The 22,633-nt window shown below is 39.3% G+C and carries 16 protein-coding genes and 1 other RNA gene; 11 read left to right on the top strand and 6 right to left on the bottom strand.

Annotated features, from left to right (window positions below):
• The first annotated feature begins 179 nt into the window (after nucleotides 1-179).
• The 8 genes from AB1H92_RS05335 to AB1H92_RS05300 all read left to right on the top strand — a co-directional run bounded on the left by AB1H92_RS05335 (nucleotide 180) and on the right by AB1H92_RS05300 (nucleotide 10,290).
• On the top strand, nucleotides 180-1,445 hold the full coding sequence (locus tag AB1H92_RS05335) for a Zn-dependent hydrolase (protein WP_243835726.1): 1,266 nt from the start codon (nucleotides 180-182) through the stop codon (nucleotides 1,443-1,445).
• 55 nt (nucleotides 1,446-1,500) lie between these two features.
• Nucleotides 1,501-1,785: a hypothetical protein gene (locus AB1H92_RS05330; RefSeq protein ID WP_115361755.1), complete on the top strand. Its 285-nt coding sequence runs from the start codon at nucleotides 1,501-1,503 to the stop codon at nucleotides 1,783-1,785.
• 204 nt (nucleotides 1,786-1,989) lie between these two features.
• Nucleotides 1,990-3,501: an AbgT family transporter gene (locus AB1H92_RS05325; RefSeq protein ID WP_370475421.1), complete on the top strand. Its 1,512-nt coding sequence runs from the start codon at nucleotides 1,990-1,992 to the stop codon at nucleotides 3,499-3,501.
• A gap of 42 nt (nucleotides 3,502-3,543) precedes the next feature.
• A complete protein-coding gene (locus tag AB1H92_RS05320; RefSeq protein WP_172481024.1) occupies nucleotides 3,544-3,717 on the top strand; it encodes a hypothetical protein in 174 nt (57 codons plus the stop codon).
• Between the two features lie 364 nt (nucleotides 3,718-4,081).
• Nucleotides 4,082-4,921: a YitT family protein gene (locus AB1H92_RS05315; RefSeq protein WP_115361759.1), complete on the top strand. Its 840-nt coding sequence runs from the start codon at nucleotides 4,082-4,084 to the stop codon at nucleotides 4,919-4,921.
• A 1,073-nt stretch (nucleotides 4,922-5,994) separates the two neighbouring features.
• Nucleotides 5,995-7,437, top strand: coding sequence for an amidohydrolase (locus AB1H92_RS05310; RefSeq protein WP_115361761.1), 1,443 nt, complete (start codon nucleotides 5,995-5,997; stop codon nucleotides 7,435-7,437).
• A 9-nt stretch (nucleotides 7,438-7,446) separates the two neighbouring features.
• Nucleotides 7,447-8,958 carry an AbgT family transporter gene (locus AB1H92_RS05305; protein ID WP_115361763.1) on the top strand — a complete coding sequence of 504 codons (1,512 nt, stop codon included), beginning with the start codon at nucleotides 7,447-7,449 and terminating at the stop codon, nucleotides 8,956-8,958.
• Nucleotides 8,959-9,000: 42 nt separating this feature from the next.
• A complete protein-coding gene (locus tag AB1H92_RS05300) occupies nucleotides 9,001-10,290 on the top strand; it encodes an amidohydrolase (protein WP_115361765.1) in 1,290 nt (429 codons plus the stop codon).
• Between the two features lie 214 nt (nucleotides 10,291-10,504).
• On the opposite strand, the gene AB1H92_RS05295 is transcribed toward AB1H92_RS05300, so the two are convergent.
• On the bottom strand, nucleotides 10,505-11,425 hold the full coding sequence (locus AB1H92_RS05295; protein ID WP_115361767.1) for an HNH endonuclease: 921 nt from the start codon (nucleotides 11,423-11,425) through the stop codon (nucleotides 10,505-10,507).
• Nucleotides 11,426-11,816: 391 nt separating this feature from the next.
• Here AB1H92_RS05295 and AB1H92_RS05290 point away from each other — a divergent pair, with 391 nt between their 5' ends.
• Nucleotides 11,817-12,554, top strand: a complete 738-nt coding sequence (locus AB1H92_RS05290) for a hypothetical protein (RefSeq protein ID WP_115361769.1) — start codon at nucleotides 11,817-11,819, stop codon at nucleotides 12,552-12,554.
• Between the two features lie 202 nt (nucleotides 12,555-12,756).
• Here AB1H92_RS05290 and ssrS read toward each other — a convergent pair.
• From ssrS to AB1H92_RS05270, 4 genes are all read right to left on the bottom strand, one after another.
• Nucleotides 12,757-12,952, bottom strand: a non-coding RNA gene (ssrS, locus tag AB1H92_RS05285) — 6S RNA.
• Between the two features lie 98 nt (nucleotides 12,953-13,050).
• Nucleotides 13,051-13,881: a carbohydrate ABC transporter permease gene (locus tag AB1H92_RS05280; protein ID WP_115361771.1), complete on the bottom strand. Its 831-nt coding sequence runs from the start codon at nucleotides 13,879-13,881 to the stop codon at nucleotides 13,051-13,053.
• 11 nt (nucleotides 13,882-13,892) lie between these two features.
• A complete protein-coding gene (locus AB1H92_RS05275) occupies nucleotides 13,893-14,810 on the bottom strand; it encodes a carbohydrate ABC transporter permease (protein ID WP_166739480.1) in 918 nt (305 codons plus the stop codon).
• Between the two features lie 65 nt (nucleotides 14,811-14,875).
• Nucleotides 14,876-16,171, bottom strand: a complete 1,296-nt coding sequence (locus AB1H92_RS05270; RefSeq protein WP_115361775.1) for an extracellular solute-binding protein — start codon at nucleotides 16,169-16,171, stop codon at nucleotides 14,876-14,878.
• Between the two features lie 375 nt (nucleotides 16,172-16,546).
• On the opposite strand from AB1H92_RS05270, the gene AB1H92_RS05265 reads away from it, so the two are divergent.
• Nucleotides 16,547-17,851: an alkaline phosphatase gene (locus AB1H92_RS05265; protein ID WP_243835725.1), complete on the top strand. Its 1,305-nt coding sequence runs from the start codon at nucleotides 16,547-16,549 to the stop codon at nucleotides 17,849-17,851.
• A 255-nt stretch (nucleotides 17,852-18,106) separates the two neighbouring features.
• On the opposite strand, the gene nhaC is transcribed toward AB1H92_RS05265, so the two are convergent.
• Complete coding sequence (nhaC, locus tag AB1H92_RS05260) at nucleotides 18,107-19,585, bottom strand: Na+/H+ antiporter NhaC (protein ID WP_115361777.1); 1,479 nt, start codon at nucleotides 19,583-19,585, stop codon at nucleotides 18,107-18,109.
• A gap of 1,239 nt (nucleotides 19,586-20,824) precedes the next feature.
• Between nhaC and ltrA the strand changes: the two genes are divergently transcribed.
• Nucleotides 20,825-22,624 (top strand): group II intron reverse transcriptase/maturase, encoded by a 1,800-nt coding sequence (gene ltrA, locus AB1H92_RS05255; protein ID WP_115361779.1) that lies wholly within the window; start codon nucleotides 20,825-20,827, stop codon nucleotides 22,622-22,624.
• Nucleotides 22,625-22,633: the final 9 nt, after the last annotated feature.

Here is a 22,633-nt window from a genome sequence, read left to right as displayed (position 1 = left end):
TTTTATAGACATCGAGGGTGTTTTATTGTATCGTGTAAAGAAACTAAAAAATCTGTCAACTGAACAAGAATAGATAAACCATTTACCTAAAATATTGAAACAACTCATTGCATAAACTATCATTCTACCGAAAATAAGTGCATACCTATCTTAGTTACTAACAAAACTTTCGAAAGGGATTGATCACAATAGAAAATCTATTACATTGGATTCAAGAAACTTTATTGCAATTAAATCTAACAAACGATATGAATCAGCCAAAAGGCTTTTCTCGTCTTGGCTATACAAAAGAAGAACAAGACGCACATGAACAGTTTCGGGTGATTGCTCAAAATCTCGGCTTAGAAACACATCAAGATTCTGCAGGCAATCAATGGGCTGTATGGAAAGTAGATGAAAACGCAAGTACAATTGCCGCTGGATCACACTTGGATACCGTTTATAATGGCGGCGGCTATGACGGTGTTGCAGGCGTACTAACCGCCTTCGCAGCAGTGAAAATTCTTAAGGCTAAACAATTTAAGCCTGTTAAAAACATTGCCATTGTTGCATTTGCATGTGAAGAATCCGCACGGTTTGGGGTGTCAACGATTGGAAGCAAGGCCGTTTGCGGATTACTAAATACTGATCGCGTTGCGAATCTCAAAGATACAAATGGCATTACACTTCAAGAAGCCGTGAATGATAGCGGGTTGAATTGGCAAGATATTCAAGAAGCGGAGCTAGCAACAGATGCATTCGAACAATTTATCGAAATCCATATCGAACAAGGACGATTGTTAGAAAAAACCCGGAAAGATATCGGCATCGTTCGTGCAATCGCACAACCGACACGGCTTTTGATTACTTGTGAAGGCATGACAAACCATACAGGCACTACACCTATGAATGATCGTCAAGATGCACTGGTTGCAATAGCGGGATTAATTAGCCACGTTGAAAGCGCCGCACTTCAAATGAACGAGCGGCAATCGATTCCAGTAATGGCAACCGTAAGCACGATCAAAGCTAGTCCTAATGCCATGAATATGATTCCTGGACAAGTTGTCATCGGGGTCGATATTCGCAGTACAAATGCGGATTTAAAACAAGAAATGGTTGAAGTTATCCTATCTTTTATTCAGCACACAGAAGTTAAAAGGTCCGTTACCTTCCATATCGAAACGCTTGCTGACGATCCGCCAATTCAACTCGATATCAACATTCAAGGAGTCCTCGCCGAGCTGTGTGAAGAATTAAATTTGTCTTCGATGATAATGGACAGTGGAGCGGGTCATGATGCGATGAACATGGCTAAACGTTGGCCGAGCGGTCTTTTATTTATTCCGTGTCGTCAAGGCATTAGCCACCATCCGGATGAATACACTGATAGCCAGTCCCTGCTAAATGGCGCTAAATTACTTGCTGCTTACTTTAGTAAATGTAATGAAGCCCCTAGCTGTTGAAGTACTCAACTTTATCAGACTAATATAGGAGGAGTTTAATTGTATAAATTCATCAATGAATATATCGAAAAAAATAAAGACTATTTCAGCCAAGTCACAAGACGAGCAAGATTTTTATATCGATTTGATGAGTGGATTCGACCATATCGGCGATGGTAGTGAGTTTTCTGGAAAACATCTCGCAGATTCGATATCTGCATTCAAAGAATCTGATGAAATTTTCTTTGGTTCTACTGACGTGGCAGATGTTAGTTGGGTAGTGCCTACCGCACAATCAACAGCTGCAACAAGTGCTCTTGCTACTCCGCTGCATACATGGGAAATGACGGCACAAGGTTAAACTAGTTTCGCGCATAAAGGAATGTTACGCGCCGCGGCTGCGATGGCATTGACCGGCATTCCCCTCCTTTCTTCTGAAGGGGAATTATAGAAAGTGCAAGATGTATTTTACCAATTCCAATAAACGCATCCTTACAGAAATCCGATTCCAAAAGATATCAGACCGACAACACTGAACGGAAAAACAATCTAATGAGGTGAAATGATGGAAGAAAAAAGAAGCTTGTTTCAAAGGTTTCTAGATATTGTCGAGCGAGTAGGAAATAGACTTCCTGATCCATTTGCTATATTCGTTGGCCTTGCAGTGATGATGATAATTATTTCTTGGTGTTTCAGCTTATTTAATGCCTCTGTGATCCATCCCGGAAATGGAGAAACGCTTCCCATTAAAAGCTTAATTTCTGGAGAAGGCTTGCAATTCATCCTGACCTCGATGTTGGACAACTTTACAGGTTTTGCACCGTTAGGATTAGTGTTGGTTATGATGTTAGGGGTTGGATTAGCAGAAAAAGTTGGTTTACTCGATTATGCTGTACGGAAAACAATTCTAAAATCACCACCATACTTGCTGACATACACAGTAGTATTTGTCGGGATTATGGGAAATCTCGCGTCTGATGCTGCCATCGTTTTAATCCCTCCATTAGCAGCACTCGTTTTTTATAAAGTTGGTCGCCATCCGCTTGCCGGTTTAGCAGCAGGATTTGCCGGTGCTGGTGCAGGATTTACAGCAAATTTATTTATTGCTGGAACAGACGCATTACTTGCTGGTATATCAACCGAAGCTGCACGTTTTATAGATGAAACAATGACGGTCACACCTGTTGATAACTGGTTTTTCAACATCGTATCTATGTTTGTTCTTACGATTGTCGGTGGACTTATAACAACCCGTTTTATTGAGCCTAGACTCGGCACGTATAAAGGGGATGCGATTGAGGAAGAAACAACCGAAAATTTGCCCCAAACGAAAAGAGCATTTATTTTTTCGATGCTTGCTGGACTCATTTATATATTAATTATCGCGGGTGCAATTTTCATTCCGAATAGTCCATTGACGAACGAAGATGGCGGACTCATTCCCTCCCCATTTCTCGCTGGTATCGTTCCGCTTATTTTATTCTTTTTCGTGATTATCGGAATAACTTTTGGAATTTCTGTCGGGAAAATCAAGTCTAGTAAAGACGTAAGTTTCTATATGACCGAGTCAATTAAGGACATGTCGAGCTATATTGTACTTGTTTTTGCCATTGCACAGTTCACTGCCTATTTTAATTGGTCCAATCTAGGGACATGGGTCGCAGTAAACGGTGCGGAATTACTAGAAAGTATCAACTTTACAGGGTTACCGCTTATTGTAGGTTATATACTCTTTACATCACTGTTAAACTTCCTGATCACATCTGGTTCTGCAAAATGGGCCATTGAAGCGCCAATATTCATTCCAATGTTTATGCAGCTTGGCTATCATCCTGCGTTTACTCAAGTAGCCTATCGAGTCGGGGATTCTTCAACCAATATCATTACCCCACTCTTTCCTTACATGGTCATTATATTGGCATTTATGCAGCGATACGATAAAAAGGCAAGTATTGGAACCTATATTTCACTCATGCTTCCCTATTCAATTGCTTTCTTAGTCACATGGATTATATTAATTATTGTATTCTTTTATTTTGGTATCCCGTTCGGACCGGGTATTCATGCTCGTTTTTAATATATTGATTATGCGAGCATCAATGAACTTGGAGGAGTTTTTATGCAATTAGAAGAAAAAGCTGTCCAAGAACGAGGAGGCCAAGCAACTTACTGCATTTTTGGCACAGACCTTCCTGCGGGACACCATCATGAACAATTTGATATTAGTGAAGATCCCCTTCTTCCGGCTGTGGAGATATTGTTTGAAACTGCTTGTCAGGTTGGGAGAAGTTAAGGATTATTCCTTGATATTAAAATGCTGAAACGCTGTTTTATAAGCGTTTCAGCATTTTCTTTTGTTTTTTGAGCGTTTAACTTCCTATGAGACAGTCCTTGCGAGATTAGTTAAATATAGAATGGAATGGTTGATTAGTACTTAGCTCAAATATTATGTCCGTACCACTTCACGAATAAAAATAAGTATATTGTACAAACCTTAATAAGAAAGACTTTAAAAACTCACCTCTGTTATAGTTGTTTGTCTGTACATTGACTTATACAGGCCTTTGATGGTAAATTAAAGAGATATTCGCAGAAGGTGCGGTAAAGTTTAGAAAGATTTATCATATCCGAATTTTTGGCAGATGGGCGGTTAGTATATGAAAAAAAGAATGGTCGACTTTCTCTTTATTATTGCAGGGGCTTTTATTTTTGCGTTAGCTGTAAATCTTTTCGTCATTCCGAATGACCTTGGAGAAGGTGGCGTAACTGGCCTGACGATTATTGCTTATTATCTTTATGGCTGGTCGCCTGGACTCGTAAACTTAGTGCTCAACGGTATTTTGCTTATTGTGGGTTATAAATTTTTAAGCAGAAATACAACCATTTACACGATTATTGCTGTTTTATTCAACTCGCTCTTTTTACATATCACATCGGACTGGCGGATTGCGTCAGATGAAATTATTGTAAACACAATTTTTGGCGGTGTATTTGCAGGCGTTGGCATTGGGCTCATTATTCGCGTTGGCGGCACGACAGCTGGTACAACAATCCTTGCGAGTATGACGAACAAATTTTTCGGCTGGAGTATCAGCTATGGCTTGTTATTTTTTGATTTAATCGTCGTTTTATCATCCTATTTTATTATCGGTGCTGAAAAAGTGATGCTGACAATTGTGATGCTATACATCGGTACAAAAGTGATGGAAGTCATTATCGAAGGTTTCAGCATGAAAAAAGCGGTTACGATTATTTCAAAACATCCAGACCAAATTGCACAGCAAGTGAATGTATTCATGGGCAGAGGTGTGACCGTCTTTGCGGGGCATGGCTACTATACAAAAGACAAAAAGGACATTCTGTATATCATCATTAGCAGCCGAGAAGTGGTTAAACTGAAGAACATTGTGAAAGAGGCAGATCAAGAAGCATTTATCGCCATTCATGACGTTCGTGACGTTTTCGGCGAAGGATTTAGGGAAATTTCGAAATCGTAATGAAAACTTATCACTGCAAGACGCAAACCCCTTCTGGAGTGAACTGCACCCCATTTGTTAGACACCATTTAACAATTGGAGGTGCAATTTTTTTGTCTAAATTACTGTAGTGGAAAAATTACAAGGTGTTACTCGGGCGCTCAGGAAAATATTGAAGAGTACCTATGTGCGTCTTATAACAATTCAATTATTCCAATAAACATCAACAGTGGAATACCAAAAAATGTTGTAGCGATGGGATTCTCTCTGAATTCATGCAACTTTAGTGTATGTATAGAAGGTTAGATTACGGAGTCGCCCATTTGATTTAGGAAAATTTACTATTGAAATTTACCTATCGCACTTGTATGATAAATAAATAAAATTCTCAAATTCATGTCAGCAGCCCCATCTATTCTTATAGAAACTGCTGAAATGATTGGCGTAATGCTATCTGTTGTAGAAGGAGTAAAATTAATTAGCCTCGGGATAAGACACTAGGGACCACATTCAATAGTCTTAATTTACTAATAATTCTCTCGATAATTCAGAGTCCACTGATCCTCAACTAAAACAAGATAAAGACGGTATATCTGTTTTCTTCAAAAAATCTTTTGAAAGGTTGATAACAATGGAGAATCTTTATATTGGATCAAGGAAACTTTGCAATTAAATCTACCAGACGACATGAATCGCGGCATCACACTTGAGGAAGCTGTTCATCATTATGGTTTAAATTGGAACAGTTTTAAAAAGCGAAACTGCCAACAGACGCGCTAGAACGAACAATTTATCGAACAAGGTCGTGTGCTGGAAAACGCACTAGATGTGAATCGCCAAGAAGATTTCACGGAATTGTGCTAATAATCAAATCTTTCTTAAGCGTTTATGGATAGCACAGGCCACGATGCGATGAACACGGCATGGTCTAAGCGGTCTATTGTTTATTCCTTGTCATCAAGGCATCAACCATCCCCCGCAGAGAACACTGATAGTCAGTCCTTGTTAAATGGTGCGAGATTTCTTGCAGCTTATAAGATCCGACTAACTGTTCCAGTACTCAATTTCAATAGAATAAAATAGGAGGCATTTCATTGCACACATTCATCAAAGAATATATCGAAAACAAAAAAGATTATTTTGAACAAGTATCAGAATACATTTTCAATCATCCTGAAACACGTTTCGAAGAATATGAATCTGCTCATTTCCTAATGACTGAATGCGAAAGACAAGGTTTTACAGTAGAGCGCAATATCGCGAATATCCCAACCGCTTTTAAAGCGACTTATGGTGCTGGGAAACCTGTCATTTCATTTTTAGGAGAATTCGATGCCCTTCCAGGTTTGAACCAAAAACCATGTGCAACTCAACAAGAACAGATTGAAGGAATGTCTGATATCGGGCATGGTTGCGGTCATAACTTACTAGGTACAGGCGCGTTTGCAGCTGCCTGTGCAGCGAAAGCTTATCTTGAAGAAAATGATCTTTCCGGAACCGTTATTTTTTATGGCTGTCCTGGAGAAGAAGGCGGTTCTGGTAAAACATTTATGGTGCGGGAAAATGCCTTTGAAGGCGTTGATGCGGCATTAACATGGCACCCCTCCCCTGCGAACGCCATTATGAGTTTACCAACGCTCGCAAATTACCAAGTCTCCTTTCATTTTGAAGGTGTTGCTGCTCACGCTGCAAATTCTCCTCATTTAGGGCGAAGTGCGCTAGATGCTGTTGAATTAATGAACGTCGGCGTCAACTATTTACGGGAGCATATTATTCAAGATGCTCGGGTCCATTATGCAGTGACGAACACCGGCGGTTTTTCTCCAGCAGTTGTTCAACCAAATGCAGAAGTCCTTTATTTAATAAGGGCCCCGAAAATAGATCAAGTAGAAGGCATTTACCAACGTATTTGCAAGATAGCTGAAGGTGCAGCTTTAATGACAGAAACCAAAGTAACCGTTGAGTTCCACAAAGCTTGTTCCAATTATGTGCCTAATAGAAGTTTAGAAGCCTTGCTACATAAGAGCTTTAAAACCATTGGGGCTGATGAACCGACATATGAAGAAAAGGCTTACGCTAAACAAATATGGGACACTTTCACACAAGACGAACAAGATTTCTATATCGATTTGATGAGAGGATTCGGCTATATCGGGGATGGTAGTGAGTTCGAAGGAAAACACCTCTCTGATTCTATATCCGATTACAAAGAATCCGAAGAAATTTTCTTTGGTTCTACTGATGTGGCGGACGTCAGTTGGGTTGTGCCTACCGCGCAATTAACAGCAGCGACAAGTACCCTTGCCACTCCACTGCATACATGGCAAATGACGGCACAAGGTTTATCTAGTTTTGCTCATAAAGGAATGTTACGTGCCGCCGCTGCGATGGCATTGACTGGTATTAACCTCCTTACCTCCAAAGAAGAGTTAAAGAAAATACAAGATGAATTTTTCCAATTCCAAGCAAAACATCCATACAGAAGTCCAATTGGGAAAGACATCAGACCTACAACATTAAATGGAAAGAAAATATGAGGTGAATTTATGAAAGAAAAAAGAAAGTTATTTCAAAGATTTTTAGATCTTGTCGAACGTGTAGGAAATAAACTTCCTGATCCATTTGCGATATTCATTGGCTTAGCTGTTTTTATGATCATCATTTCATGGTGCTTTAGCCTATTCAATGCATCTGTTGTTCATCCCGGAAACGGAGAAACACTTCCCATTAAAAGTTTAATCTCCGCTGAAGGATTGCAATTTATCCTAACCTCGATGTTGGATAACTTCACAGGATTTGCACCACTAGGATTAGTATTAGTGATGATGCTAGGGGTTGGATTAGCTGAAAAAGTTGGTATGCTAGATTATGCTGTTCGGAAAACAATTTTAAAATCACCACCCTACTTACTGACATATACAGTTGTTTTTGTAGGTATCATGGGTAATCTTGCTTCTGATGCTGCTATTGTTTTAGTTCCTCCTTTAGCAGCACTTGTCTTTTATAAAGTAGGCCGCCACCCGCTTGCTGGTCTTGCCGCAGGGTTTGCTGGTGCTGGTGCAGGATTTACAGCGAATTTATTTGTAGCTGGAACAGACGCATTGCTTGCTGGTATTTCAACTGAAGCGGCACGTTTTGTCGATGAAACAATGACCGTTACTCCTGTTGATAATTGGTTTTTCAATATCGTATCTGTATTTGCGCTCACGTTTGTTGGAGGACTTGTCACAACACGCTTAATCGAGCCTAGGCTGGGAAAATATACTGGCGAGGCGATTGAAGAAGACAAAACAGAAGATTTGCCACAAACTAAAAAAGCATTTATTTATTCTTTAATTGCGGGACTCATTTATGTATTGATAATTGTTGGGACAATTTTCATACCGAATAGTCCACTGACCAACGAAGAAGGAGGACTTATTCCATCGCCATTTCTCGATGGCATCATTCCGATTATTTTATTCTTCTTCTTAATTATCGGGATCACATTTGGTATTGTCGTTGGAACCATCAAGTCCAGTAAAGACGTGAGTCATTATATGGCCGAATCAATCAAGGATATGTCGAGCTATATCGTACTTGTTTTTGCCATCGCACAGTTCACTGCCTACTTTAATTGGTCCAATCTTGGCACATGGCTCGCAGTCAACGGAGCAGAACTACTTGAAAGTATTAATTTTACAGGGTTGCCACTTATTATAGCGTACATTATCTTTACATCCATGTTGAACTTCCTCTTAACATCCGGTTCAGCTAAATGGGCAATTGAGGCTCCAATATTCGTGCCGATGTTTATGCAACTCGGATACCATCCAGCCTTTACGCAAGTGGCTTACCGGGTCGGGGATTCTTCAACCAATATCATTACTCCCCTGTTTCCATACATGGTAATCGTATTAGCATTTATGCAGCGTTACGATAAAAAGGCAAGTATTGGCACATATATTTCACTTATGTTGCCCTATTCCATTGCTTTCTTAATTACATGGATCATTTTAATTATTGCATTCTATTACTTTGGAATTCCATTCGGTCCAGGAATTCATGCTCGTTATTAATCTATTGAATGAGCGGTCATCAGTTTAGATGGAGGGATTTTTATGCAACTAGAAGAACAAGTTATTAACTGGCGTAGGAATTTCCACCGCTTTCCTGAACAAGGATTTTTAGAAATGAGAACGGCATCTATTGTAGCGAGCGTGCTAGATGAATTAGGCTTCGACTTACAAATGGGTAAAAGTGTTATGAAGGAAGAAGCATGTATGGGGAAACCAAATGCAGAAATAACGGACAACCATGTCTTATGGGCAAAGCAACATGGAGCTATCGAGCGTTTTCTTCCCTTCTTCCAGGAGGGTTACACAGGGATTGTCGCTTCACTTCAGACAAATCGTCCTGGACCTACCGTTGCCTTCCGTTTCGATATGGATGCGTTGCCAATTGTAGAGTCTGATTCATTCGATCATGCGCCTATGCACTTAGGATTTCGCTCAATTTCTGAAGGTACAATGCATGCTTGTGGACATGATGCGCATACCGCAATTGGGCTAGGATTAGCGACGCTACTGTCGGAACATCAAGCGCAGCTTACTGGTGTGATTAAACTCATTTTCCAGCCGGCGGAAGAAGGAACAAGAGGGGCAAAAGCCATGGCATCCGCTGGCGTGGTAGATGATGTTGATTATTTTATTGCCGCCCATATAGGCACAGGTGTACCGAAACACCATTTCGTTGCGGCGAATAACGGCTTTTTAGCTACGTCCAAGCTGGATATCACATTTTCTGGAAAATCTTCCCATGCCGGAAGTGAACCTCAAAAAGGAAAAAATGCTTTACTCGCCGCAGCAAGTGCCGCTTTAAATATGCATGCTGTGAGTCGGCATTCGAGTGGCGATTCCCGTGTGAATGTCGGTGAACTTCATGCAGGTTCCGGCAGAAATATTGTCGCAAATCATGCAACGATGAAAGTGGAAACACGCGGAGAAACGAGCGAAGTAAATGACTATATGAAAGAACAGATAGAAAATATTGTCGACGGAGCAGCTCGTATGTATGACGTTGAACAGACCATTGAGCTTGCAGGAGAGGCAATCAGTTGCAAATGCTCTGAGCAGCTGGCAAAAGAATTAGCTCAAATCGCCAATCAGCACTCTTTCATCGAAAATGTTACGCTGTTAAGTGAAGATAATGCCGGATCCGAAGATGCAACTTATTTCTTAAATGCCGTGCAAGAACGTGGAGGACAAGCAACATACTGCATTTTCGGCACAGACCTAGCTGCAGGCCATCATCATGAAAAATTTGATATTGATGAAGATACCCTTCTTCCTGCTGTGGAAATATTATTCGAAACCGCATGTAAGTTCGGCAAGGTGGAGAAGCAATCTTAAGGTATGTCCATTCAGGATGCAGTCGAAAAGAAACAAATTGCAAAACATGCTTTTAGGGATTTATTTCCCGGGAAACACGAAAAAAGAGTAGCATCTATCGTAGATGCTACTCTTTTTTAGTTCAACAGAAATATTAATAATCAATTCTAGCAAAAATTTTCCTTCAAACCCTTCTGGACGGCTTTATAGGTTTTACAATTTATATTTTTCGCCTTTAGCTTCTAAACAAATGCCTTTTATGCCACTTAAGATATTGCTTATGATTCTCTTGCCGGGCAATCTTCATTTTTTTATGTAAGTCGTATCTTCCATAATCCTCTTCGGACAATTGCGATGAAATATGGAGTCTCCCCTGTCCATCGAAAGCAATCAATCCATTTTCATAAAGAGCCGCATGATTTTCACAAAGTAATAATCCGTTGTACGGATCTACCCTTTCCACATCAGAACTATCCTTCCACGGTTTTGATCGAACAGCTTTCAGCAATTCAGGTAAATCAATCCCGCATAGAACACATTGATGAGCCCATAACAGCATCAAGTCCTTACAGAAATTTTGTTCACTATGACGGATTTTAGTCCTCATTCTTGCCTCAGCAGTATGTAATAGCGGAAGCAACATATCTCTTTCAACCGGAACAACCGGACTCATGGCGAACTCTAATTGTTCATCTTCCACTTCAGTAATGTTGGCATCTGCAATTATTCCCAGCAGCTTAACAGCTAATTTTTCATTGCAAGGATACAGATAACCTTGATTGCCATGGCTATTGAGTTGAAATGGCGAATACCTAATCGGCAAAAGTGGACGGATTTCATCAAAATTCGACTGAATATGAATCGGTACGTTAAGCTCATGATATTCTAGCTCAACATAATATCCTTTTTCAGCCTGCCCACCAATAGATTGATCATTCGATGGTCTATCAGCAATTTTACAACTAGCCTTTGCTACACTTACCGCCAAAATACGCCCATTCACATAGTGAAAAACCAAGTCCCCTTTTTTCACATCAGTCAAACGTTGCCATGAATGGGAAGGCATGCCACTGCGATCTTTTTTCGCAGCCCAAATAAAACCCAATTCTTTTTCTTCGTTATAAGTGTGCCCTTGCATAACAAGAAAACTTTTCAAAATTAGAACACTCCCTATATAATCGTTCGATGTGCCTTCTCTTTATCATAACGATTTCTTGGTTTAGTTGCACTTTATTGAGATTATGAAAGGGGTTAAGTTAGTCATTATTCTTTTAAAACGTTCCATATAGTAGAAATTCATTAAAAAGTTTAGTCATTTTTGTGATTGCATGTTCGTAGATTACATTTCTATACAACGTAGAATATACCTACAAAACAATGTACCTCTTTAGAACTACATGTGTTATAATTATCATTAATACAGAATAATTCGATTCAACATTAATGAACTATAGTGTTATCTCTAAAGTTCCGATCATCGTTTTTATAAACTCGGTATTAGGAAAATAAATCGAATGTTTTGTTATAAATTTTAGGAGGTTATCGTGTTGAAAAAACTATGGTTATTTTTAGCTATGGGCTTATTGGCAAGTATTTTAGTAGCCTGTGGCAACAGTGACTCATCGAATGGAAGCGATAGTAACGATGAAACAGCAAATGAAATAATTGAAGACGTAGAGGCTAATGATGCAACAGAAACAGAAAAAGAGGAAGAGGAAGAAGTCGAGCCCGAACCGGAGCCTGAGCCTGAACCAGCCCCTGTTCCAGAAGCCATTGTTTACGAAGGTAATGGTGATGATGTAATAAAAATTGAGAAAACCGAAGAAGGTCCAGTTGTTTTATTCATTAAAGGAAACGAAGAAAGTAGACATTTTTCTGTAAAGGGTTTTGATGACAACGACAATTCAACGGAACTGTTTGTCAATACAACTGACATATACGAAGGTATAACTCTAGATCCTCGTGGCACAACTACTCTACTAGAAATCTCAAGCAAAGGTCCATGGACAATTGAATCACGTTCTGTTCGTTCAATGCGGGCTATTGAATCACCTGGTAGCATTGAAGGTACTGGAGACGAAGTTTTATTAGTAGAGGGCAACCCAAGCCTTGCGAAGATTAAAGGGAATAGTGGAGAAAGGCATTTTGCAGTTAAAAGTTACGATCCCGATAAAGATTTATTGGTTAATACAACAGATGCTTATGAAGGAACTACTCGTATCTCAAAAGACGCAATTATTATTGAAGTAACTGCCATAGGCGAATGGACAATTTCTTTAGAATAGACGGATGTTCTAACTTTAATCCCGATAAACTACTAAAAAACCGATGAAGAAAACGGATGGTATTTCTGCATCGGTTTTTATGTTTTTTCAAATAATTCTTAGTATATCGCACAAATACGAAAAAAAAATGCCCAGCAAAACAAAAACATCCTTCAAATTCGAAATACGGATTTGAAGGATGTTTATTAAATTTTTTATTTATGTAGAAGCCGCCTTTGCCGTACGTCATTAGAAAGTTTTAAACCACCACTCCTCAAAGTGGGTGTCCGCAGAAACCTTCCTGTCTGTCCTCGTTGTTTGTGAAAAGAACAAGGCTTGCCATTTCAGTTTCGATTTAAAACTCCCTTTTATAGCTTAAAGGTTAAAACTTAATAGTGGTACGAACAATGCAGCTTGTATTCATTATTTTACACCGCAAGCTTACTTTTTTCAATGGAAATACCTTCCGACAAGGCAATACGCCACTCATATTTGTGATAGTCAATGGTTTCGTTAATCACCCTTTCGTTCCGCTAAGTGCGATTCCTTCAACAATTTGTCTTTGGAAAATTAAAAAGACAATGATCATCGGAATGACCGTTAACGAACTCATCGCCATAATCGTATTCCATTGAATTCCCCCAGCATCTGAAGTTCCATACATCGCAATTCCAACAGGTAAGGTTCTCATTGCAGCCGTGTTTGTTACGATGACTGGCCATAAATACGCGTTCCAATTCCCTAAAAAGGTAATAATTGCGAGTGCAGATATGGCGGGCTTCACTTGTGGCATCGCAATTCTTAGCCAAATTTTAAATTCACCCATACCGTCTATTCGCGCCGCATCTAAAATGTCTTCCGGTACAGAAAGCATAAACTGTCTCATTAAAAAGATACCAAACGCTTCCATCAACCCCGGGAAGATTAATCCCCAATACGTATCAACCCACTGGAAGTCACTGCTGAATACATACCACGGTATAATTAACATTTCCGTTGGGATCATCATTGTACTTAATATAATTAAAAAAATTAATTTTGCGCCTGTAAACCGAAATTTTGCCAATGTATACCCGATTAACGAGCAGAAAATAATATTACTTATCGTCACGACAATCGCAACGATAAAACTATTGAAATACCATCGGGTGAAATCAGTTTTTTCAAAAACATACTTATATCCTGAGAGATCGAGCGACTTTGGCCAAAATGAAAAAGAGTAAAAATCCGCCGTACTTTTGACCGACGATAAAATCATCCAGACAAAAGGAAAGGATACCGCTACAATCCCGATAATCAGGAGGATATTGACAATCATTTTTGAGATACTAAACTTTTTCTTTTTCATGATTTCACCCCTCACAATTTATAACTTTTGTTAAATGTTCGGAATTGAATTAACGTCACGATTAAAATTAAAATAAACAGGAATACCGTACTCGCTGCGGCATAATGTAAATTATATTGTCGGAAACCTTCGTTATACATGTAAACAACAACACTCATCGTACTGTTTAAAGGACCGCCCAATCCGCCGCCGGAGCTCCCCCCTGTTAAGTTGGCAATCTGTGTGAAGGTTTGTAGCGTTTGGATCACCCCAATAATTGCTAAAAAGACAATCGTTGGATTCAACATAGGAAAAGTAATATGCCAGAAAGTCTGCCATTTACTGGCCCCATCAATATCAGCTGCTTCATAATACTGTCTTGGGATAACTTGTAAGCCCGCAGTAAATAACAGCATACAAAAACCCATCATCTGCCAAATAATGACCACACTAATAGAAATTAGCGCAGTAGATGGACTTCCTAACCATTCTTGTGTTGGTAAATGCAATTTCACTAAGATTTCATTCAAGATGCCTGAGTTAGGATCGTATAATAATCGCCAAACCCAACTAATGGCCACGATTGACGTCATATACGGTAAAAAGAAAACAATTCGATAAAACCACTTCAACTTCCCGCCCATTCTTTCAATCGCTAACGCTAAAATTAACCCAAATAACATTTGTAACGGCACAATAATTATGACGTAAAGAATTGTATTTTTAACAGACTTCCAAAACACTTCATCGTTTATTAATTTATGATAGTTGTCCATCGTAAACGCAGATGAACTACTCGTTGTAAAAGACATCAAAAAAGCTTGAAATGCGGGAATGATTCGGATTGCTAAGTAAAATAAAACGGGTATCAATAAAAACGAATAAGCAATCAAAGCCTTCTTTGTCTGTAAACTGAACGTTCTCTTCGCTGTCGTCTCCTTTCTTTTCAAGTTAGCCATCCCCCTCCTAAAGCAGGACATTTAGCTTTCATAGCTAAATGTCCGCTCGCTACTTTTTATTGCTTATTAAAGAATTCATCTCGTACTTCCTGAATCTTTGTCACGATTTCATCAAACGTCTCATCATAATCCGCATCTTCCAAACGAATTTTATCTACGCCATCGATAATAATTTGTCGCTCTTTATCTTCGTTTACAAAAAATGTAGCATGCGCATAGTCCAATCCTTCAATAAACGGTCCGTAAGTTGGATCATTCACAAGCTCTTCGTCCGCGATTAACGCTTTCGAGGCAGGTAACTCACCAACATTTTCTAACCAATCTTTTTGCACATCTTCTTGGATTAAATACGCAAGGAACCTTTCACTCGCCTCTAATTTTTTGCCTTCTACCCCTTTGGCAATGGCATTCGTCCAATAAGACGCGTAGTTTGACTGTAAACCGCCTTCTTCAAGTACAGGCAAAGTCGTCACGCCCCAGTCAAAACTTGCATTTTGAATATCCCCAACTGCAAATGAACCATCCACAATCATCCCCGCAATGCCGGCAAGGAAAGCTTCCCGGTACGTATTGCCTACATCTGGATCCCCGATTTTATGCACCATTGTCATATCTAGCCAATATTTAAATGCGTCATATCCTTCTTGCTTTTCGTTCCACAATACTTTTGACGCATCTTCGCTATAAGGCTCTACGCCATATTGACGTAACAACACTTGTTGGAATTCATGTAATCCTTGCCCTGCCGCATTCCAGCCAAACCCTTCTTTTTTATAACGGCCATCATCCGTCATTTCAGTCATTGCTTTGGCATTTTCAATTAATTCTTCCCAAGTTTTTGGTGGACTTTCCGGATCTAATCCCGCTTCTTTGTACATATCTTTATTCCAAAATAAAGCCAATGAACGCACGGCCACGGGTAATGTATAAAACTCCCCATCCAATTCGTACGGTTGAATCATATCCACATAGTAATCTGAAATTTCTTCTTTACTCATAAACTCTTCGCGAATCGGTTGGATATAATCCATATCCACATATTTTGAAATCCACCCATTATAAATATTCAGTATATCCGGCCTATCTCCAGCTTCAACTGCCGCAAATATTTTATTTTGATATTGATCGTATGGAAAATCTTGCGCTACGACTTTAATATCCGGATTCTCTTTTTCAAAATCGGCTATAATCTTATCAATCTGCTCAACTTTGGTTGGGAATGTGTACTGCCAATACGTAATTTCCGTTACTTCTGAATTGCCTTTACTTTCTTTAGAATCCTTACTTGAACAAGCTACTAATAAAATCGATCCTATGAACAAAGTAAACAGCATCGCGAATACCTTCTTCATTTCCTCATCCTTTCATTTATTAAATTTTGCATCCCTGTAAATTATTTGACGCGTGATTTACAAAATCGAGTACATGCTAAGGTCAATTCATCCCATTTTCACTGTAGATCAATCGTCACGGAGTCTCGCACTTTTTTTTACAATTCCCCTTCATTGATTGTATTCCTTCATTCCTAATATCATGCGGAAATTGTGCTCATTAAATTATCTAAATGCATACCCCCTTTTGCACCGTTGTTCATCACAATAAACTGCAACATACAACGCACTCAAACAGCTGACGAAAAATTAACAATTCCCGAACAATAGATTAATACTAGATTAACAATCGAAAGATAGAATGAAATTGAACGATATTTCAAAGGAGGAATTGGATTGAAGAAAACGTTTAAGAAAAAGAGTATGATCCTAGCAATTGCTGGAAGTTTACTTGTAGGAAGTTTTGCGGGAAACGCAGCTTTTCAACCCGCTGAAGCAAAAAATCCTCAATCGAACGAAAAGGTAGAAAATGTGATTTTCATGATTCCAGATGGATACTCTACTGCGTATGCGACAAATTATCGCTTGTACAAAGGGGAAGAATCAGTCATGGATTCACATCTAGTTGGTATGCACCGGACTTACTCTGCTAACTCGGAAGTGACGGATTTTGCTGCTGCCGGTACTGCGATGGCTACTGGAGTAAAAACGAACAACGGGGTGATTGGGATTGATCCTGAGGGGAATAAACACACTTCAATTTTACAGGCAGCCGAGAAGAGCGGAAAATCTACAGGATTAGTCGCAACTTCAACGATTACCCATGCCACACCAGCGGCTTTCGCTTCAGAAGTTGAATCGCGCGCAAACGAGGCAGCTATTGCACCACAACTCCTTGAAAATGATGTCGATGTCCTCCTAGGTGGCGGTAAAAAGTATTTTAGTAATGAACTTTTAAATAAAGCACAAAAAAATGGTTATGAAATTGTATCCGATGCACAATCGATGAGTAATCTAAAGAAAGTGGACAAGTTAATCGGTCTCTTCGCGGAAGATAGTTTAACTCCTGAATTAGATCGTGAGACGACTAATGAGCCAAGTTTGCAAGAAATGACAGCCGCAGCTATCGAAGTTTTAAGTAAAAATAAAGACGGATTCTTCTTAATGGTTGAAGGCAGTCAAATCGATTGGGCTGGCCACGCAAACGATGCAGCATGGGCGATGAAAGATACCGAAGCGTTTGAAGATGCAGTCAAAGAAGCTTTAGATTTTGCAAAAAAAGATAAGAAAACATTAGTCGTTATCGCAAGTGATCATGACACAGGCGGTATGTCTGTCGGCGGTTACAATCAATCAGGTGCTAATTTGGACATCCTTAAAAATGTAACAGCTACTGGTGATTTTATGGCTGCTCAATTAAATGAAGAACGAAATAATATTCAAGAAGTTGTATTGGAACATACAGGCATTACATTAACTGAAGCCGAAATAAAACAAATTAAACAAGCAGGCAATCCAGCGCTTCAAATTAACTCAATCATTTCTAGGCATGCACTTGTTGGTTGGTCACATACTGGACATACGGGTGAAGACATCCCTATTTATGCTTATGGACCACAAGCCCATAAATTTGCTGGTCTTATCGAAAATACTGATTTCCCACAACTGATGGCCGAAGCAATGAAAATACCATTTAAGTAAATTTTGGTCACAATGGTAAAAGTAGTGCAAACCAATTTATGGTCTGCACTACTTTTTGGTTGTACTCTCTTCATCAAACTTTGATATATCTAGGTACCTATTACCATCGATAACAGTAAAAAATGATATCCCTACACGAAGATAACAGGAAGAAATTATACAGCAGCCACTTAATTTAATTAGCCGCCGTTACGCCAACAATATCTTCGGATTCGATAAGGTTTTATCTTGATCATCAAAATCCGTGCCCAATCATCAAAAATGACTGGATACCGATTTTTCTAGGGGGGTAAGCACTTCTTGTGACTGTAAAGCTTGCGTTTCTTCTACTTCCGCAGCTGCTTTTTCTTCTTCCGTTAATTTCGTGATTGTAAAGCCTGTCACCGCATAAATCATCCCAAGAATCGGAACAGCGAAATTTAAAATGGCATAGGGGCCGTATTGCACGACGCTAACTCCTAATGTCCCAAAAATAAAGACGCCGCATGTATTCCACGGAATGAAAACGGAGGTTAATGTTCCCCCGTCTTCCAATGAACGCGATAAGTTCTTGGAATGAAGCCCCATTTTACGATATGCACCACTAAACATTCTTGATGGTACAACAATCGAAATATATTGTTCTGAACATGAAGCATTCGTCATAAAACAAGCAGCAATCGTTGATACAATCAGTGATTTTGCTGATTTCACGATTTTTAATAGCTGATTCATCATCGACTGCAACATCCCCGAAAATTCCAAAATCCCACCGAAAGTCATCGCAACGATTGTCATTGAAACCGTATACATCATTGAATCCAAGCCGCCGCGATTGAATAGTTCATCGACCATTTCATTGCCTGTCGAAATTGTAAAGCCACTTTGAAGCGCTTCAATCGCTACCGCCATCGACCCGCCTTGCACAAACACTTGCGCTAAATAACCAAGTACAATCCCAACAATTAAAGCAGGAATGGCCGGTACTTTAAACGCAACAAGTACAATGACGGCAAGTGGAATAAGTAATAACCACGGCGAAATAATGAAGCTTTCCTGCAACACTTGCACCGTTTGTCCTATTTCCACTGTTTCAATGCTCGCCGCTGCAAAACGTTGCCCTAAATAAGCATAAATACCAAGTGCAATCGCAAGACCCGGAATCGTTGTCCATAACATATGTTTAATATGTTCAAACAAATCCGTACCCGTTAACCCCGCTGCCAAGTTGGTCGTATCTGACAATGGCGACATTTTATCGCCAAAATAAGCACCTGAAATGACTGCCCCCGCAACCATACCAGCAGGTATCCCCATACTTAGACCAATCCCCATTCCCGCGACACCGATTGTTCCCATCGTGGACCAAGAACTCCCAATCGCGAGTGAAACAATTGCACAAATTAAAGTAATCGTCACCAAAAACCAAGCGGGCGAAATAATTTGCAAACCATAATAAATCATCGTCGCAACAATCCCGCCACCCATCCACGCACCGATTGTTGAGCCGACTAAAATAATAATGACAACTGCCGGTAACGCAAGGCGAATTCCTTTATACATCATTTCCTCAATTTCTTTCCAATTAAAGCCAACTTTCCAAGCAACTAGCGCAGCAATCGATGTCCCGACAATTAGTGGAATATGTGGACCTTGTTCCAGTTTTACAACTGTAAAAATCATCACAACAATCATGATCACTAAAGGCAATAACGCAAGCCAAATATTCATTTCCTTCTTTGTATGATTTTTCATCTACATTCCCCCTCAAACCCCTTATACAAAGCATGTTAGAATTATCTGTATAGTAGAATACTATATTTTACATATGCTTATGTCAATAGTAAATTGCGGTTTATTCTTATTTTTTTGAAATTAAGATTCATTAATAAGCTTTATCCTTTTCTTCTAACGGTGTGCTGGCCAATTCCACCGATAAAAATCTAGTAAACACACCATTTTTCGGTAGCTGGATAGGACATTCCCGACTCAGGAGAGGATGTCCTTGGACCGAGGGCGAACAACATGAACAGTTAAGAGGACATCGTAAAATTCAGCGAAGATCCGCGATCGGGGAGAGGACATCACTGGAGCGGGGACGGACATTCCCCCATCTGTTCCCAAACGAAACAACAAAAAGCACCCTATCGATTTCCATAGGGTGCCTTTTCGTATCTCTGTATTTCAAACTTTTCCGGCACTCTTTTCTTCATAATCCATGCGAAAATAATCGCATCGATTGGTGAGGGGTTCCTGCACGAAAAACTATTCAGATAATGCGCTAGCGCGACACGTTTCGCTATAAATGCCTACGGCATGAAATGCGAGATTTCTTGAACCAAAAGAAATATAACTAATTAACTGTAGTTCGGAATGAAAGCCGTCATGTTGAGCCGAAACGAACTGTCTAATACTCCTGCGTGCGACTAAGAAATATAGTTCTGAATCGTACGAAGCCAGGTGAAGTCGACTGAATATAACCTAAATCAAGCCACTATAATGACAAGGATATAGATAGGTCGGGATGCTATAAAATATCAATGGTGAGAATGTTCTATAAGAACTGACAAAGTTGTGGATTAAAGGGTCTAGATTGTCACTACACGCGAAAGATGTAGCCCACTCCGTGGGGTGAAGTACCGAAAAGTAAGACTGGCGTTATGAAATTCGGAATAGGTAACGATGAATCTATAACTTCACAGGCTCAGAGCAACCACCTAAAGATATATGCACAGCTAGGTTAATTGGAACGTGGAAAGCAAGAAACGACCACAAAAACGACTATAATCGGGTCGATGTTTATAAGGTTAAAAACCAACCGAAATGACTTTATTCTTGTGAGAGTAGGGGCACAGTATTTATGAAACAGTGATAATAAACTGCGGAGAGATAGCCCCAAGTCTTAATTCTCGAAAATAATTACAACTTAAATGCAACTCACAAGGTCGTGTAGGATGATGGGACTTTTCGAAAGGAAAGGGAAGCAATCCATCGGTGAGTACACAATTACGTCATAATGAATACTACAATATGCAAACCAAGTTGGATGAACTCTATGAAAGAAGTAAGAATAACGGGCTAGAGGGATACGACTTATATGGAAAAATTACTGAAAAACATAACATCTTACTTGCGTATAGGAACATTAAAAGCAATACCGGTTCCAAAACTGCTGGTGTTGACGGAAAAACGATAGCTGATTTCAAGATAGAGTCTGAAGATAGTTTAGTCAACGAAATCGTGAACTGCCTAGACAACTATGAACCAAATGGTGTGAGGAGAGTCGAGATACCAAAACCGAATGGTAAAACAAGACCTCTGGGAATTCCGACGATGCGCGACAGGTTGATACAACAAATGTTAAAGCAAATCCTAGAGCCTATCTGCGAAGCGAAATTCTACAATCATTCTTATGGCTTTAGACCAAATAGAGCTACAAAACATGCAATGGCTCGTTGCCAACATTTAATCAACAGGAATGGTCTGCACTATGTTGTAGATATAGATATAAAAGGATTTTTTGATAATGTCAATCACAATAAGCTGATGAAACAATTATACAATATGGGGATAAAGGATAGAAGAGTGTTAGCGGTAATAAATAAAATGTTGAAAGCACCTATTGAAATAACAGGGGTTCCAACAAAAGGCACACCGCAAGGTGGGATATTGTCGCCCCTTTTATCGAACGTGGTACTGAATGATTTGGACCACTGGATATCAAACCAATGGGAATCATTGAACACGAATCACAAGTATAGTGACAATGGATGTAAATATAGATCGCTCAAGAAAACGAATCTAAAAGAAATGTTCATTGTCCGTTATGCAGACGACTTTAAGATATTCGCAAGGAATCACAAATCAGCTTATAAAATTTATCATGGAGTCAAAAAGTATCTGAAAAACAATTTAGACCTGGAAATTTCGCCTGAGAAATCTAAGATTACAAACCTTAGGAAAAATAAATCTGAATTTCTTGGTTTCACGCTAGAAGCGAAAAGAAAGAAGAAAAAGTATGTAGCAATAACGCACGTAGCCCCCAACAAGAAAAACGAAATAGTAAATAAGGCTAGGGAGCTAATCAAGACCATACAGAAAGACACTAGCGTAAAATCGGTTAACCATTATAACAGCTACGTAATGGGGATTAAGAATTATTATAAATCAGCAACGCATGTTAGCATTGACTTCGCTAAAATTGCCTATCGCCTATTCCGCACCTTGTACAATCGTTTGAAATCTATTGGTAAGTATGGTGTTCCAAGAAAACCATCAGAAACTTATAAATTATTTAACAAAAACAACTATAAAACCTTTGAAGTACTGGGTGTACATCTGCATCCTATTGCGGATGTCAGAACTTTGGATAATAGAAACTTTAAGCAAAGTATCTGTAATTACACATCAGAAGGTCGAAATGATAAACAAATAATTAAAGGGAGTATAGCTCTGGAACTGCAACTAATGCTTATGAATACACATGGAGGACAAACTGTAGAATATACGGATAATAGGCTTTCAAGGTATTCAATGCAGAAGGGAATCTGTGCAATCACTGGAGAATTCATTTATAGCTATGATGTGCACTGCCACCATATACTGCCAAAGTCATTAGGCGGGACGGATGAATATAGAAACCTAGTAATAGTGAACCGAACGGTTCACAAGTTGATTCATGCGGTAACCGATAAAACGATTGAACGATATATGCAAATACTGAAGTTGAACGGAAAACAGCTTGAGAAACTAAATAAATATCGTAAGAAGTGTAATTTAACTGAAATTATCTAATCAGATTAA

This window comes from Sporosarcina pasteurii, assembly GCF_041295575.1.
GTDB classification, from domain to species: domain Bacteria; phylum Bacillota; class Bacilli; order Bacillales_A; family Planococcaceae; genus Sporosarcina; species Sporosarcina pasteurii.
Note: the sequence above shows the minus strand (reverse complement) of the source record. Positions and strands in the feature narration are given on the sequence as shown.

Excerpts from the sequence above, each read along its gene's own strand:
- AB1H92_RS05330 (WP_115361755.1), top strand. The coding sequence starts at position 1,501 with ATGAATATATCGAAAAAAATAAAGACTATTTCAGCCAAGTCACAAGAC.
- AB1H92_RS05325 (WP_370475421.1), top strand. The coding sequence starts at position 1,990 with ATGGAAGAAAAAAGAAGCTTGTTTCAAAGGTTTCTAGATATTGTCGAG.
- AB1H92_RS05320 (WP_172481024.1), top strand. The coding sequence starts at position 3,544 with ATGCAATTAGAAGAAAAAGCTGTCCAAGAACGAGGAGGCCAAGCAACT.
- AB1H92_RS05315 (WP_115361759.1), top strand. The coding sequence starts at position 4,082 with ATGAAAAAAAGAATGGTCGACTTTCTCTTTATTATTGCAGGGGCTTTT.
- AB1H92_RS05305 (WP_115361763.1), top strand. The coding sequence starts at position 7,447 with ATGAAAGAAAAAAGAAAGTTATTTCAAAGATTTTTAGATCTTGTCGAA.
- AB1H92_RS05300 (WP_115361765.1), top strand. The coding sequence starts at position 9,001 with ATGCAACTAGAAGAACAAGTTATTAACTGGCGTAGGAATTTCCACCGC.
- AB1H92_RS05280 (WP_115361771.1), bottom strand. The coding sequence starts at position 13,881 with ATGAAAAAGAAAAAGTTTAGTATCTCAAAAATGATTGTCAATATCCTC.
- AB1H92_RS05270 (WP_115361775.1), bottom strand. The coding sequence starts at position 16,171 with ATGAAGAAGGTATTCGCGATGCTGTTTACTTTGTTCATAGGATCGATT.
- nhaC (WP_115361777.1), bottom strand. The coding sequence starts at position 19,585 with ATGAAAAATCATACAAAGAAGGAAATGAATATTTGGCTTGCGTTATTG.